Source organism: Allotamlana fucoidanivorans (assembly GCF_045788535.1).
Taxonomy (GTDB): Bacteria; Bacteroidota; Bacteroidia; order Flavobacteriales; family Flavobacteriaceae; genus Allotamlana; species Allotamlana fucoidanivorans.
This window is the reverse complement of the sequence record NZ_CP074074.1, coordinates 1,670,005-1,686,507: the sequence shown is the minus strand read 5'-3', so window position 1 is coordinate 1,686,507 and position 16,503 is coordinate 1,670,005. Positions and strand designations below refer to the sequence as shown.

The window sequence follows — 16,503 nt, the reverse complement described above, 5'->3', positions numbered from 1 at the left end:
CCAATGAATACAAACGCTTTTGCATTGCGTCACATAGGACCTAGAGAGGATGACCAAAAATTAATGTTAGAAACCTTAGGATTAGATTCGTTAGATCAATTGATTTATGAAACAATTCCTGACGACATTCGTTTAAAATCACCATTGAATTTAGACGAACCTATGACCGAGCATGAGTATTTGCTTCACATTCATGATTTATCAAAACTGAATAAAGCACGTAAAACATATATTGGTTTGGGCTATCACCCAACCGTGATGCCAGCTGTTATTCAACGTAATATTCTTGAAAACCCAGGTTGGTATACAGCGTATACCCCATATCAAGCTGAAATTGCTCAAGGCCGATTAGAAGCATTATTAAATTTTCAAACCATGGTAACAGACCTTACAGGTATGGAAATTGCCAATGCTTCACTACTGGATGAAAGCACAGCAGCCGCTGAGGCCATGAGTTTATTATTTGCTGTTCGCGAGCGAGAGCAAAAAAAGGCTGGTATTAACAAGTTTTTTGTTTCCAATAGAATTTTACCTCAAACCTTATCGCTACTTGAAACTCGTGCAAACCCCATTGGCATTGATTTGGTTGTTGGTGAGGAAACATCTTTTGATTTTTCATCTGAATTTTTTGGAGCTATTTTACAGTATCCAGGCAAGAATGGGCAAATTACAGATATTGAAACTTTTATATCACAAGCCAATATCGCTAACATAAAAGTGGCTGTTGCTGCCGATATTTTGAGCTTAGTTAAACTAGAATCTCCAGGGAAATTTGGTGCCGATGTGGTAGTTGGAACAACCCAACGTTTTGGAATCCCTATGGGATATGGAGGACCACATGCCGCCTATTTTGCCACCAAAGAAAAATACAAACGTGATATTCCCGGGCGTATCATTGGAGTTACCAAAGATGCTAATGGTGATAGAGCTTTGCGTATGGCACTTCAAACCAGAGAACAACATATAAAACGAGATAAGGCAACTTCAAACATTTGTACAGCTCAAGTGCTTTTAGCGGTTATGGCAAGTATGTATGTCGTCTATCATGGCCCTCAAGGTTTAAAATTTATAGCAAACAAAGTGCATAATAAGGCGGTAACCCTTGCCAATGCCTTAGAAAAACTAGGATATCTGCAAGTGAACACGTCTTATTTTGATACCCTTCAAATAAAAACGAAAGCAAAAAAAATAAAACGTATTGCTACTGAAAAGAAGGTAAACCTCTATTATCCAGATAAAAACACCGTATCTGTTTCTATTAATGAAACAACTTCGGTTAGAGATATTAATTATTTGATTTCCATTTTTGCTGAAGCTGCCGAAAAAGAAACCATCATTATCTCTTCTATAGAACCTCAAAATCAAATTGAAGATTCGTTACATAGAACTACCGATTTTTTAACAGAAACCGTATTTAACACATATCATTCTGAAACTGAATTGATGCGTTATATAAAACGTTTAGAACGTAAAGATTTAGCGTTAAACCACTCTATGATTTCATTAGGTTCTTGTACTATGAAGCTTAATGCTGCCTCTGAAATGCTACCGCTAAGTTGGTTCAAATGGGGAAACATTCACCCATTTGCACCATTAAAACAGGCCAAAGGTTACTTAACTATTTTAAAAGAGTTAGAAGATCAGTTAACTGAAATTACAGGGTTTGCAGCCACATCATTACAACCTAATTCTGGTGCTCAAGGTGAATTTGCTGGATTAATGGTTATAAAAGCATATCATGAATCTCGTAATGAGCATCACAGAAATATATGCTTAATTCCTTCTTCTGCTCATGGCACCAATCCTGCTAGCGCGGTTATGGCTGGCATGAAAGTAGTGGTTACCAAATCTACTGAAGAAGGTAATATTGATGTAAACGATTTACGCGAAAAAGCCGAGTTACATAAAGATAATTTAGCTGCTTTAATGGTTACCTATCCTTCAACCCATGGGGTTTATGAATCTGCTATAAAGGAAATCACAAAAATAGTTCATGACAATGGTGGTCAAGTTTATATGGACGGAGCCAACATGAATGCGCAAGTAGGTTTAACCAACCCTGGACATATTGGCGCAGATGTATGTCACTTAAACCTTCATAAAACATTTGCTATCCCTCATGGTGGTGGTGGACCCGGCGTAGGTCCTATTTGTGTTGCTAAACAGTTAGTTCCTTTCTTACCAGGAAATCCCGTAGTAAAAACTGGAGGTGATCAGGCTATAACGGCTATTTCTGCGGCACCTTTTGGTTCTGCGTTGGCTTGCTTAATTTCCTACGGTTACATTAAAATGCTTGGAGCAGAAGGTTTAACAGAGTCTACCAAAATGGCTATCTTAAATGCCAACTATATAAAACAGCGTTTACAAGGAAGTTTTGACACTCTATATTCAGGAGAACGCGGACGTGCTGCCCATGAAATGATTGTAGATTGCCGCCCGTTTAAAGCTAATGGTATTGAAGTAACCGATATTGCCAAACGACTGATGGATTATGGATTTCATGCGCCAACTGTATCTTTTCCAGTTGCAGGTACTCTAATGATTGAGCCTACTGAAAGTGAAAGTAAAGCTGAAATTGATCGCTTCTGTGATGCTATGATTTCCATTAAACAGGAAATTGATAATGCTTCAAAAGATGATTCTAATAATGTTTTAAAGAATGCGCCCCATACTTTAGCTATGATTACCTCCAATGATTGGGATCTTCCTTATAGTCGTGAAAAAGCGGCCTTTCCCTTAGATTATGTAAAAGAAAACAAATTTTGGCCTAGTGTAAGACGTGTTGATGATGCCTATGGCGACCGTAATTTAATATGTACTTGTGCCCCAATTGAAGAATATGCGTAAATAAATGCCTTGTTGAACATCGTAATATTTTAATATTTAACATTGACCAATTATTCATTAAACCTATATTTGTTCAGTTAGAAAAATTAGTAGCACCACATTTATGAATATAAAGATAACCGGTACCGGAAGTTACATTCCGTCCCAAATTGAAAAAAATGAGAACTTTCATAACCACACATTTTTAAATTCAGACGGCACTGCAATTGAAGCTCCTAATGAAGTTATCGTAGAAAAGTTTAAAGCCATTACTGGTATTGCTGAACGCCGTTATGCAAAACCGCATTTAAATTCCTCTGATTTAGCTTTTTTTGCTGCTGAAAAAGCCATAGATGACGCTAAAATAGATCCAGAAACTATCGATTATATTATTGTGGCTCATAATTTTGGTGACGTTAAACATGATACGGTTCAGAGTGATATGCTGCCCTCGTTAGCAGCAAGAGTAAAACATAGCTTGCGTATAAAAAACCCCAAGTGTGTGGCTTATGATATTTTGTTTGGATGCCCTGGTTGGGTAGAAGGTATCATTCAAGCCAATGCCTTTATTAAAGCTGGCATGGCCAAACGTTGTTTGGTTATAGGTTCAGAAACGTTGTCTCGAGTTGTTGATCATTATGACAGAGATGCCATGATTTTTTCTGATGGTGCAGGTGCCACTATCCTAGAAGCTACTGAAGATAATGGCGGTATTTTAGCACATGAAACAGCCAGTTTTACCTATGACGAAGCGTATTTTTTACACTTTGGAAAATCAAATAACACCAAGTTAGCATCAGAAACACGCTATATGAAAATGGAAGGCCGCAAAATTTATGAATTTGCCTTAAAAGAAGTGCCTACTGCGATGAAGACTTGTTTGGATAACAGCGGTATGGACATTAAAGATGTGAAAAAAATATTCATACATCAGGCCAATGAAAAAATGGATGAAGCCATTTTAAAGCGTTTTTACAGACTATACAGAGCTGACATCCCCGAACAAGTCATGCCAATGAGTATTCAAAAACTAGGAAATAGCTCAGTAGCAACCATTCCTACGCTGTATGACTTGGTTAAAAACAATCAATTAGAAAATCATAGTCTAAATAAAGGCGACGTTATTATCTTTGCAAGTGTAGGAGCAGGCATGCATATCAATGCCATTGTTTACAAAGTGTAATATGTACGAAAAGACATTTCCAAATAAACGTTTTAAACACACCATTTCCTTTTTAGAAAAACACATTACCAACTCTCACAAAATACTAGATTTGGGAGTCATAAATCCGTTCTCTGAAATCATGACAAAACATGGTTACGTAGTAGAAAACACAAAAGGAGAAGATTTAGACTTTGACACATCAACTATTGAAAACTCTAAAGCAGATGTAGTTACGGCTTTTGAAATTTTTGAACATTTGCTGTCTCCATTCACTGTTTTAAAAGCAATTAAAACAGATAAGCTTGTTGCTAGCGTACCTCTTAAACTCTGGTTTTCATCAGCCTATAGAAGTAAAACAGATATGCTTGACAGACACTATCATGAGTTTGAAGATTGGCAATTTGATTGGTTATTAGAAAAGGCTGGATGGCGTATTTTAGATCGTGAAAAATGGACCAATCCCACTAAAAAAATAGGCTTAAGGCCTATTTTAAGATGGTTTACACCTAGGTATTACATTGTTTATGCCGAACGTATTCACCCCAATTAATTACCACTTTATCAAGATGGATTTTTATATCGTCATACCCGCTCATAACGAAGCTTCATCTATAGGGTTAACACTAAGTTCGCTCATTAATCAAACGCTTGCCCCAAAACACATTGTAGTAGTTAATGATAGCTCAACGGATACTACACAAGATATTGTTGAAAGTTACGCTGAAAAACACACAAATATTACTTTAGTAAATGCTAAATCTTCAAATCAGCATCTTCCTGGTTCAAAAATCATCAATGCGTTTTATAAAGGGTATAACACATTAGATGAACATTATGATGTAATTTGCAAGTTTGATGCCGACCTCATATTTCCTGAAAATTACCTTGAAACTTTAGCGAGTCATTTTAAGGCCAACGCAAAATTAGGGATGGCTTCTGGGTTTTGCTATATAGAAAAAAACGGCGAATGGATTTTAGAAAATCTTACCAATAAAGATCACATTAGAGGAGCTTTAAAAGCTTATAGAAAATCTTGTTTTCTTGAAATAGGCAAACTTAAAACATCTATGGGGTGGGACACGGTTGATGAATTACTGGCTAAATTTTACAATTGGGCTATTTTAACAGATGACAGCCTTCATGTAAAACACTTAAAACCTACTGGTATAAGTTATAACAAGGCTTCAAAGTACTTACAAGGTGAAGCGATGTATAAAATGCGTTACGGATTTACAATAACTCTGATATCTGCTTTAAAACTAGCCTTTAAAAAGAAACAACCTCGTTTGTTTAGAGATTATATGGCTGGGTATTTTAAAGCTAAAAAGAATAAGGCAGCATTTTTAGTTTCTGAAGAAGAAGGTACATTCATCAGAAATTTAAGATGGAAAGGCATAAAAAAAAGGTTCTGAGTGTTTCAGAACCTTTTTAATTAGTTAGATATTTTTATTTAACCACCAATCTACTTATCGTTTTTACTCCAGAATTCTCATCTTGTACAATAACAAAATAGATACCCGAATTATAACTACTCACATCTATTAAAGACATTCTTTTTGATAAACCAGTTACCTTAACATCTGCATTATACAACCTCATATTCTGCATATTATAAATACTTACACTTAATTCGGAAGCATCAAACCCTTCAATGCTAAGCTGAGCTGATTCCTTTGCAGGATTAGGATAAATAGCTATTTTCCCTGTTGAAGCCGAGGCGGTTCGCACTACTTTTATAGCATTAGATAAGCTAAAGCATCCCTCTAAGCCAGAAACCAAATGATCCCCATCCTCTGGTGGCTCAAGCCCTTGCAGACCTTCTTTATAGCTCATGTGCCATACTAGGCAAGTCCCTGCTTCTGCCGTATCAAAATTAACATCTGAATATTTTTCAGGTAAGCCTAAAATGATCGTTCCCTCTTCATTAGTTACCACCCAAGCAGACTTATCTCCCACATTGCCTTCCAATGTAATGGCTCCTTCTGGAATTTTATCTTCGGTACCATCGCCAACAGTAAAACTAAAAGTGTTGTCTTCTCCTCCTGATATAACACCACCATTTACACCTGTTCTAACCACCGTAATGGCATTAGATAAATTATAACAGCCTTCTAAAGCAGAAACCTTATTACCAACTTCAGCTCCCGTTAAACCATTTGCAAAACTAATATGCCATATTAAACAAGTACCTTCTCCAGCGCCTTCCAAATCAAATGGCGGGCCAGCTGGTAAAGCCAATATTTCCGGATCTTCTGCATTATTAGTTATCACCCAAGCTAAATTATCACCAATTGGATCTCCAGTAACCACTACATTAATAGGATCTTCCTTCCCATCTCCAGCACAAATTTCTACTTCTGTACCACCTCCATCAGCTATCTCAATGATTCCAGCATTCACGCCATTTCTTATTACGGTAATGGCATTGGAGAGCACGTAACAGCCTTCTAGGTCAGACACTTTATTTCCTACCTCCGCTCCCATTAAGCCATCATTAAAACTAATATGCCAAATTAAACAAGTGCCATCTCCAGCGCCTTCCAAATCAAATGGCGGGCCAGCTGGTAAAGCCAATATTTCCGGATCTTCTGCATTATTAGTTATCACCCAAGCTAATTGATCTCCATCCGTTTCGCCCATAACCGTTACATCAAAAGCATCACTTTCTCCATCACCAGCACAAATTTCTATTTCTGTGCCTCCACCATCTGCTATTTCAATGCTTCCAGCGTTTACCCCTTTTCTTGTTACCGTAATAGGGTTTGACAAATCAAAACACCCCATTAAATCATTAGCATTGGTTACACCATCTAAATCTACATTCTCGGCATAACTTAAATGCCAAATCAAGCAAACGCCAGATCCAGCATCTTCAAAATCAAATGAATTATCAGTTGACGTTTTTAAAATATTCGCATCAGTATCTGTAATAACCCATAACATATTTGGACCTTCAGCTCCCGTTAAAGTAACTTCAAACAAATCCGACTCGCCATCACCAGCACAAATTTCTATTTCGGTAGAACCATCAGCCAACGCAATTTCACCACCTACTGGTTGTTTTATTCTCTTAACGTGAATATAGTTTGACAAATCAAATCTCCCCCTAATGTCGGCCAAATTCTTAGTAAACTTACCTTGACCAGAGGGATCTACAAGGGGTTTTATACCGTTGTATGACAAGTGCCAAATTCTACAATCTCCTGGCGGAGCGCCATCAAAATCAAACGGAGGACTATCGGGTAAATCCAAGATGTTATTTTGATCATCTGTAATAATCCATTGTTTGACCCGACCTGATGCTCCTTCAAGGTTTACATCTACAAAATCTGCAATGCCATCGCCTACACAAACTTCAATGTAATCTTCTCCATCTAGCGTGGTTATTTCACCACCATCAACAGTGGCATTTTCATTTGCGTTTGGACTTTGAGCTTGAACAAAACTCAGAGGAGCCATTAAAAGTAGGTAAACAAAGCTCAAAGCTTTTATTAAATTTAAAATCTGATTTGGGGAGTTACTGTGTGTATTTTCTTTCATAACTACCTGATTTTTAATTTAGTAGCCAGAAAATACTAAAAAAGGAAGAAAAAAAATAATCTAATATTCTAACTGCACATATTATCGACAACTAGTTTTAAAACCAATCTTTCAAATGAATATCTGCTTCTAATAGGTTCTCCTGTCTATCATCCCATTGATAAAAAAAGTCTATTCCTGTGAGTGTTTCAATAGCATCAACAGGAACCACAAAATTGGCAAGTGGTTTTCTTGAATCTTTGTTAGGGATCAAGAAGGCTATTAGTTTTGGATGCCCTGAATTATAATCTAATACAATTTTAAAGAATTGATTAGGAACAGCCACCTGCTCTTCTCCAATGGTAGGAAGCGCTTCATTTAAAACCCCTCCTGTAATAACAAAAACACCATCATGCTTCTTGGCCCAATACCGCACTTTTTGTTCTAGGTCATTCCATATACCAGCGTTAAATTGATGGTTTTGCGGACTAATATTGCTGGTTAAAAATGTTTCATCGTGGGCCTCCATATTATAGCGCTTATCGGCAGCTGGGCATAGATGACCTTTATCATAACCTGAATTTTTGTAATTCTTCCAATGGGCAGCGCCGGTTTTTACCGCTTTATCCATTTCAAAATAAGGTCGATCCCGATCTATTGATGACAGGTGTTCTTTCTTTAACTCATAGGCTACCCATTCGGCTTGTTCGTATGTTTCATGGTAAGACAGTGAATAGCCCTCGTGATGAATTACAGCTCCTGTTGTGCTGGTTGGCATAAAAAACATCTTTGTATGCGCTTTAACTTCTTGCCCTTGTTCAATGTTAATAGCTTCTTCTTTGGTTTTTAAAATATATTCAAAAGCGTACACAGCAATAACAATTGCCACAGCACAAACAGAATATAGAAACCGCTTATTCATTTACTTATCCAATACAAACTCTAGTGGCTTTCCTATGGCAGCGTTTGGAAAGCTAATCCCTAAAAGAGAAGATATTGTTGGAGCAATATCTGTAATTTCTGTTTTTGTAAATGTTTGCCCTTTAGCAATACCTTTTCCAAAAAATAAAAGCGGCACATGGGTATCATAGTTTAATCCACTACCATGTGTAGATCCCGTTTTTGAGTAAGACACATAGGCTGGTGCGTTTACTAAAACAACATCACCAGATCTTTTCTGGTTATAACCTCTTTGCAAAAGTGCTTCAATACCTTTGGTAAAATTAACAGAGCTCATTGTGGTTCCTGTATAAGCCTTTACTACATTATCATAGGTAATTTGCTCATTAACAATAGCTTGCTGCACAGCCTCTAAGTCTAAACCTAGTTTTTTAATTAATTTTCTATCAAGAAAAATTTGATCGTTGCTAATATTTTCTAATATATCATCCGTACCAAACGTATTTTCTAAAAAAGCTTTGAATTGTTTTTGCCTTTTGGAATTATCTACATATCCTGATGGAATATTTTGACTATTTAAATAGGCTGGAACCTCAACTGCTCCATGATCTGCAGTAAGAAACACCACGTACTCTCCTTTCCCTATTTTATCATCTAAAGCATTGAAAAAACGTTCTAAATCTTTATCTAACCTTATATAGGTGTCTTCAATTTCCTTTGAATTGACCCCAAAGTTATGCCCTACATAATCGGTTGTTGAAAAACTAACCGTTAAAACATCGGTTATGTCATCCTGTCCTAATTGTTCCCCTTCAATAGCTGCAAGAGCAAAATCTGCAATTAGACTATTTCCGAATGGCGTTTCTTTTAAGATATCATAACCTCCATTTTTATTTTTCAATTTTGACAATTTATAAGGAAAGGTCGCCGTTTCTTTTCCCTTAAAGCCTCGCTCAAAATCATTTAAATCTGGACCAGATTCTGTATAGGTTTCAATATCATAATAGGTATCCCAATCCTTGAGGTAAGATTTGGCCTTTTTAGATGCATTAAAGGCTTTTACCCAGTCAGGTAAATCGGTCATGTAAAAGGAACTAGAAATCCACGCTCCTTCTTCTTTGCCATGAAACCAATAGGCGGCATTAGCCGTATGACCTGCGGGTAAAACAGCTCCTCTATCTTTAATAGACACGCCTATTGTTTTTCCTCTAAATTGTGTAAACAATCTGTTTTCATCAGCAAAAGTTGACACCTCCATTCTATGAGGAGACATTTTTCCTGCCTTTGAATTTGTTCCAACAGATTCCACATCATTGTTCCCTACACAGTAAACTTTCTTTTTTGATGCCTTATCGTAAAAATCGTTACCTATAATACCATGATATTTTGGGGTGGTTCCTGTAAATACAGACGCATGGCCTGGTGCCGTTTTTGTGGGCACATAATTAAAATGATTGTTCTTACAATTAAATCCTTCGTTTATCATTCTATAGAATCCACCTTCTCCATATTTATTTGCAAACCGAGTGAGATAATCATAACGCATTTGATCTACTATAATACCCACAACTAATTTGGGTTGTGATGCCTCACTAGCTTTTGAATACAACGTACTTTGTGCTTGTGCTGAAACGCACCCATTGATGATAAAAAAAAGAATTAATATATATCTCATTGTCTGATTAGATTTCAAAGCCAAAAATACATATTTCAAAACATCATAATTTAAAATTTAAAGTTAAATACCAACAAGTTTTTTTACTTTAGCATGATTAAATTCTAGTATGCTATACTTACAGGACATTGGAACGTATTTTTTAATGATTGTAGAAATGTTTAGAAAACCTACCAAATGGTCGGTCATGAAACAACTCATCTTAAAAGATATTGATGATTTGATTATTGGATCTTTAGGCATTGTAGCTTTTATTTCCTTTTTTGTTGGTGGTGTTGTTACCATACAAACCGCATTAAATATTGACAACCCTTTAATACCAAGATACTTAGTTGGTTTTGCTACAAGGCAGTCTATTGTATTAGAATTTGCACCTACCTTTATGTCTATCATTATGGCTGGTAAGGTGGGGTCTTTTATTACATCTAGCATTGGAACTATGCGGGTTACCGAGCAAATTGATGCTTTAGAAGTTATGGGAATAAACTCCTTAAACTATTTAGTGTTTCCCAAATATATTGCTTTAATGCTTTATCCGTTTGTTATTTCAATTTCTATGTTTTTAGGTATTCTTGGGGGTATGGCAGCTTGCGTATTTGGAGGGTTTAGCTCTCCTGATGATTACCTGATAGGTATTCAAACAGATTTCACTCCTTTTCATGTTACCTATGCTTTTATAAAAACGTTTGTTTTTGCTTTTCTATTGGCTACTATTCCTTCATTTCATGGCTATTATATGAAAGGTGGCGCACTTGAAGTTGGCAAAGCTAGTACAACCTCTTTTGTTTGGACCAGTGTTTTTATCATTCTTTTAAATTATTTACTAACCCAAATGCTACTTAGCTAATGATTGAAGTTAATGATTTACATAAGTCCTTTGGTGATGCTCATATTTTAAAAGGCATAACAACCACGTTTGATAAAGGCAAAACAAACCTCGTTATCGGGCAAAGTGGTTCGGGCAAAACGGTTTTTCTGAAATGTTTACTCGGATTGTTTAATTACGAATCGGGTTCAATTTCCTATGATGGTAAAATTTTCTCAAAGCTTTCTGAAGATGATAAACGTAATTTGAGGGCAGAAATTGGGATGGTTTTTCAAGGAAGTGCTTTATTTGATTCTATGACCATTGCCGAAAATGTTATGTTTCCGTTACGCATGTTTACCAAACAAAGCAAAAGTGAAATGCATGATCGGGTTGATTTTGTTTTAAAGCGGGTCAATCTTGAAGGAGCACATCATAAAATGCCAAGTGAGGCTTCTGGAGGTATGCAAAAACGTGTTGCCATTGCGCGGGCTATAGTAAATAACCCTAAATACTTGTTTTGTGATGAGCCTAATTCTGGGTTAGATCCTAAAACGGCTATTGTTATTGACAATCTGATTCAAGAGATTACGGATGAATATCAAATCACTACTGTAATTAACTCGCACGACATGAATTCTGTAATGGAAATTGGTGAAAAAATTGTGTTCTTAAAAGATGGCTTAAAAGCTTGGGAGGGCTCTAATAAAACCATCTTTAGAACAGATAATAAAAGCGTAACAGACTTTGTTTACTCTTCCAACTTATTTAAGAAAGTACGCAAAATGTATTTAGAAGAAAATGAATAGAATTTATTCTGGCTTTTCTAAAATCTTTCCTATCACATTCACGTCGTAATCTAAGAAATTATACCAGGGACCGTATAACCAGAGGAGTACTTTGTAACCGTCTTTAGCAACCACAATTGGTCGTATATTTCTGTATGGCGAATTTTTAGTCAAGGCCTCCCATGTTATTGTTGATATATCATCTTTAGCATTAATTGTAGCATGATAGATTTCATGGTTTCCTCCTAAATCTTCACCCGTTGACGGATTCACGTCTGTTGAAATGTATACACTGGTTGGGTCTTCAGGATCAAAAGCAAGTAAACCGGAATAGCTGCTTTCTACTTTGTACAGACATTTTCCCGCATAGGCAATTTCTCTATCGCCCCACGTTTCTCCATCCCAAGAAGCGAGCCTAAATCTTAAATCATTATCTGCTTTATATAAGGTATACCCCAAGTGCGGATTATTATTCTTATCCTTGGCCATAGCACAGGTCCACGCACTGTTGGGCACACTTTCATTAATTATTGGTTTATCTTTAGTATCGCTACCTTGAAATATTCTTTCTGCTTCCGTTGACCGCAATGGCCCCTCATTCAAACTTTTAATTTTTGAGTCATCAACATTATAAAACGTATTATCTGAAAACTCAACATAATACAAGTTGTTACCATAGGCTCTTGGATGGGCATCGGTATATGACACGCCTATAGTGTTATCATCAATTTGTAAATATCTGGCATACGGACGTTGAAAACCAGCTACGTCATTTGAAATAAAATGTGTTCTGTTCCCCCAGGTTTCTCCATAATCTTCCGACGTAATGAATGACGGATTAAAATTTAAACCATCTCTAAAAAAGTTATACAATTTTCCTTCGGGTTTCATTTCATACAAGTTCATATACGTAACACCTCGTTTTGAATCATACTCATGAATATACTGCTTAGTTGCCCCCCATTTCAAATAATTAGTACCTTCAGACGTACTGTAATAATGAATTTTTTCTGAGGCATGCTTGGCCCAAATAGCCAATACACTTTTATCTGGACGCTGATACAAGGCAGGAACATTATGATCATCCCTTTGTAGGTTTTTGTGAAGCACCAATGTGCTATCTGTTTGTTCTTTAGTTAAATCATAAACACCTAGTCGTACATCACCGCTTTGCCCACTTAATCCGCCAATGAGTAATTTACCTTCGCTAATAATCACGCGTGGATCTTGATACCAACACCATCCACCATCTTCCATGAAGGTTTTATAAGTCGTTACTTTACTAATTGGATAAAACTTATTTATAAACTTATACATTTCTGAACCAGCAGCTAAAAAGGCTCCAATACCATATACTTCTGTGTAGTCTTTAAAACTTTCCCCTGGCGCCGCTCCCACAGGTTGCACATACCCTAACATACCCGCTTCATTAACCGCTCCCGATATCGTTTTCCAAGCTTTAAGTAAAACAGGTTCATAAACCTCTCTTTCTAACAAACCGTTATTTATTCCCCATGCAATACCAAATGTAAAGAAGGCACTCCCACTTGTTTCTATATTCGGGTAATCCTTTACATCTCCCAATAACCCAGCAGACCATGTGCCATCAGCTCTTTGCGTGGCTTTAATGGTTTGTGCCATCTGCTTAAATAAGTCTGTATAAAACGCTCTTTCTTTCCAATCCTTTGGTAAATCAGGAATCATAAGTGCTAAACCTCCAAACACCCAGCCATTACCTCTAGACCAGAAAATCTTATTCCCATTCTTTTCCTTTTGATTAAAATAAGATTTATCTCTAAAAAACAACTTCTCATTTTCATCCCACAGCTCATTATATGTCATTTTATACTGGGTATCCATATAATTTAAATAGGTACTATCTTTAGTAATTTTGGCTAATCTCGCCCACACAGGTGGCGCCATAAATAGGGCATCACACCAATCCCATTGATACGCTTTACCTTGCTCACTATTCATAATGGAATCAAAACGATTCTTTGTTGGAGTAATTTTAGCGATGTGTTTTAAACGTACATTTTGATGTAAGCTTAAATAAAATTGTCCAACGGTATGATCATCTGCATGGTACATTCTTTTGTGCAATTGCCATTTGTTCTTATCTCCAATCTCAACTAACCAATTGATGTATTTTGGGTAGTGTGATATCTCACTAAGCTGAAACATGCCTGCGTATAATGCCCCGTTGGTCCATTCTAAATCATGGTAAGGTTTTCTATTATGCCATTTTTTTCTGTGTTCTTTTGAAGGCAGTGCTCTATAAGTTCCCATATCGGCAAACGTTTCTATTTGCCAATTAGCCACTTTTTCCGTGAGCTTTTTAACCTCGTCCGCCGAAGGTATCTCTTCAGCTTGTTCTGATGTGCAACTTAAAATTAAGCTTAAACATAGCAAAGAGGTGATAGTAAATAAAGATTTCATGAATTATTACGTTTAGTGGTTTAGTCAATATCAACCGAATACAATCGATTGTATATTCCAAATGTAGTGAAATCTACCGCCAAAAAAATCAGCACACCTAATTTAATGGTTGTTTTAATGGTTAAAAAACGTTTTTAATGTATTGAAAATCATTATAAAAAATCGAAACCAAAAGTAAAAACTCATTGAAACTTACCAAGGCTTACGATCACCTTCTTCTGAATAAAATTTACCACTATCTTCACTGTTTAGTCCATCAATTAACTTGGCCATTTTATAAATGGACTGAGAAACTGTTAAAAGTGCTTCCGCTCCACCCATGCGCGTTTTCACCCATCCCGGACTCATCGCCACAACCCAAATGTCCTTACTTTTTAACTTAGCCGCCAATCGTGCTGTAAACATATTAAGAGCAGCCTTACTCATAGCATAAGCATCAAAATTTGCTTCAGGGCTAATATTAAGTGAAATAGACCCGAGCCCTGATGATACATTAATAAGCTTAGATTTGGGCTGCATTAAAGGCCATACCACTTGGGACAATAAAGCTACTCCAATAGTATTAACCTGAAAGATTTTCGTAAACGTCGCTAGGGTCCATTTTCCAAGTTGTTCCTCAATGCAAATTCCTGCGTTATTAATTACTAAATCAAGTTTTAAATGTTGAATATGGCAAATAAAATTAGAAATTGAAGATTCATCCGTAACCTCTAAAGATTCAATTTGCAAGTCATTACTATAATGGTTTTTAAGTTCTTCAAGCGCATGGGCTTGTTTTATACTTCGGCAAGTTCCTATAACATACCAGCCTTTTGACAAATAGTGTTCAACAAACCCTAAACCCAAACCTCGATTGGCACCTGTAACAAGAACCACATTTTTCATAGACTCTACAGTTTTTGTAATAGCTAATTCATTCTATGAATAACTAAAGTATCTAAATCAAGTTTTAATTTTAACCATTTTTCTAATTTCCTTGTATCTTCTTTTCGGTCCTTCTCTTTGGATGCTTTCGTATCCCATTTCAAATAAAATACAGAAATAGTATCTTTCTTTTTGAAATCGGTACTAACTAAACTGGCATAAGAAATATTTTCAATCGCTTCGTAATTTATTTTTATTTCGGCTGCTAAGGCATCAAATGACGAATAGTTTTTGTCTATACCAGCAAAACCTCTGAGTCGGCGCTCTAAGTATTTTATTCTTGCTGATTGCGATAACAGATCAATTGAATCACGTGTACGTAATTCTTCCATATAGCGCATGTTATCTAAATTTTTGGTTTTATTCTGATTTACAATCAGTTCTGTATTTGAAAGCGCACTGTAATCCTTCAATCTACTTTTCAAAATAGCGATGGACTCTTCAGGAATTTCATCCAGTCCGAACGTATTTATTTCTATAGTTGATGTTTTATCATCAACATACTGATAGGATGAGTTGTTTCTTATAAATTCATCATGCGGTAATTCAGAAAGTTCTTTGCTAATAAAGTTCATAGCATCTCGCTTAAAATTACTCTCCTTTAAAACAATTAAAAAGGTCCAAACAGCGGGTACCATAACCACAATAGCTAACAATGTTGCCATTCTAGAAATAAATTGTCTTTTTTTAGAATTGGCATATCTCAGCATGGGGAATCTTAAAAGTTTAAGGACCAAGAACGTCGCTAGAGCAATAAAAATAGTATTTATAGTAAACAAATACATAGCTCCACCAAAGTAAACAAAGTTACCCTTGGCTAAACCGTATCCTGCAGTACAAAGCGGAGGCATTAAAGCGGTGGCTATGGCTACACCAAAAATAACTGAAGCAATGGTTCCTTTTTTAGTACGCGCAATAATGAGCGCCAAACCACCAAAAAAAGCAATAAGCACGTCTCTAATATCTGGTCTCACCCGTCCTAAGAGTTCTGAGGTATCTTCACTTAAAGGAAATAACCAAAAGAATAAAAATGCCGTAAGCAAACTAAGCACAATCATAATGGCTAAGTTGATTAGCGACTTTCTCAAGGTGTCAATATCATTAATAGCAATAGACAAGCCAACCCCTAAAATAGGTCCCATTAAAGGAGAAATTAACATGGCACCAATAACCACAGCTGTAGAATTGGCATTTAACCCAATAGAGGCCACGAAAATAGAACAAACTAATATCCAAGCTGTGGCCCCCTTAAACGAGATATCACCTTTTATGGCTTGCACCGTTGCGTCACGATCGGTATCTTCTCTAAAATCTAGAAGTTCCCTTAAAAATTTCTGAACATTTTGCAAAAGCCCTTTAGCATCTTCTTGCATAGCCTTTTTGGTGGCTTCCACATTCTTGATTTTATCAGCTTCTGTCTTCTCTTCTTCAGAAAAGTTAAATTTGCTTTCTTCGCTCATGG

12 protein-coding genes are annotated in these 16,503 nt (G+C 36.3%); 6 read left to right on the top strand and 6 right to left on the bottom strand.

All coding sequences use genetic code 11. The features are described from left to right. The first annotated feature begins 3 nt into the window (after positions 1 to 3). The 4 genes from gcvP (at position 4) to KFZ70_RS07710 (ending at position 5,403) form a co-directional block, all read left to right on the top strand. Positions 4 to 2,847 (top strand): aminomethyl-transferring glycine dehydrogenase, encoded by a 2,844-nt coding sequence (gcvP, locus tag KFZ70_RS07725; protein WP_139697517.1) that lies wholly within the window; start codon positions 4 to 6, stop codon positions 2,845 to 2,847. Between the two features lie 103 nt (positions 2,848 to 2,950). Then, on the top strand, positions 2,951 to 4,009 hold the full coding sequence (locus tag KFZ70_RS07720; RefSeq protein WP_139697519.1) for a 3-oxoacyl-ACP synthase III family protein: 1,059 nt from the start codon (positions 2,951 to 2,953) through the stop codon (positions 4,007 to 4,009). Between the two features lies 1 nt (position 4,010). Further along, on the top strand, positions 4,011 to 4,541 hold the full coding sequence (locus KFZ70_RS07715; RefSeq protein WP_139697521.1) for a methyltransferase: 531 nt from the start codon (positions 4,011 to 4,013) through the stop codon (positions 4,539 to 4,541). Positions 4,542 to 4,557: 16 nt separating this feature from the next. Next, positions 4,558 to 5,403, top strand: a complete 846-nt coding sequence (locus KFZ70_RS07710) for a glycosyltransferase family 2 protein (protein WP_139697524.1) — start codon at positions 4,558 to 4,560, stop codon at positions 5,401 to 5,403. Positions 5,404 to 5,437: 34 nt separating this feature from the next. On the opposite strand, the gene KFZ70_RS07705 is transcribed toward KFZ70_RS07710, so the two are convergent. The 3 genes from KFZ70_RS07705 to pafA form a co-directional block, all read right to left on the bottom strand. Beyond that, positions 5,438 to 7,531, bottom strand: a complete 2,094-nt coding sequence (locus KFZ70_RS07705) for a T9SS type A sorting domain-containing protein (protein ID WP_139697526.1) — start codon at positions 7,529 to 7,531, stop codon at positions 5,438 to 5,440. Positions 7,532 to 7,628: 97 nt separating this feature from the next. Next, positions 7,629 to 8,432 (bottom strand): DNA/RNA non-specific endonuclease, encoded by an 804-nt coding sequence (locus KFZ70_RS07700; RefSeq protein WP_139697528.1) that lies wholly within the window; start codon positions 8,430 to 8,432, stop codon positions 7,629 to 7,631. Next, a complete protein-coding gene (gene pafA, locus KFZ70_RS07695) occupies positions 8,433 to 10,085 on the bottom strand; it encodes an alkaline phosphatase PafA (protein WP_139697529.1) in 1,653 nt (550 codons plus the stop codon). Between the two features lie 109 nt (positions 10,086 to 10,194). Here pafA and KFZ70_RS07690 point away from each other — a divergent pair, with 109 nt between their 5' ends. Then, positions 10,195 to 10,932 carry an ABC transporter permease gene (locus tag KFZ70_RS07690; protein ID WP_139697531.1) on the top strand — a complete coding sequence of 246 codons (738 nt, stop codon included), beginning with the start codon at positions 10,195 to 10,197 and terminating at the stop codon, positions 10,930 to 10,932. Continuing rightward, entirely contained in the window at positions 10,932 to 11,699 is a 768-nt protein-coding gene (locus KFZ70_RS07685) for an ABC transporter ATP-binding protein (protein ID WP_139697533.1), read from the top strand. The genes KFZ70_RS07690 and KFZ70_RS07685 overlap by 1 nt, the downstream gene beginning before the upstream one ends. A gap of 3 nt (positions 11,700 to 11,702) precedes the next feature. Here the strand turns inward: KFZ70_RS07685 and KFZ70_RS07680 are convergent, their stop codons facing one another. The 3 genes from KFZ70_RS07680 to KFZ70_RS07670 form a co-directional block, all read right to left on the bottom strand. Next, positions 11,703 to 14,117, bottom strand: a complete 2,415-nt coding sequence (locus KFZ70_RS07680) for a glycoside hydrolase family 88 protein (protein WP_139697535.1) — start codon at positions 14,115 to 14,117, stop codon at positions 11,703 to 11,705. Positions 14,118 to 14,309: 192 nt separating this feature from the next. Then, a complete protein-coding gene (locus KFZ70_RS07675; protein WP_139697537.1) occupies positions 14,310 to 15,002 on the bottom strand; it encodes an SDR family oxidoreductase in 693 nt (230 codons plus the stop codon). A 23-nt stretch (positions 15,003 to 15,025) separates the two neighbouring features. Next, positions 15,026 to 16,501 (bottom strand): DUF389 domain-containing protein, encoded by a 1,476-nt coding sequence (locus KFZ70_RS07670; protein ID WP_139697538.1) that lies wholly within the window; start codon positions 16,499 to 16,501, stop codon positions 15,026 to 15,028. Positions 16,502 to 16,503: the final 2 nt, after the last annotated feature.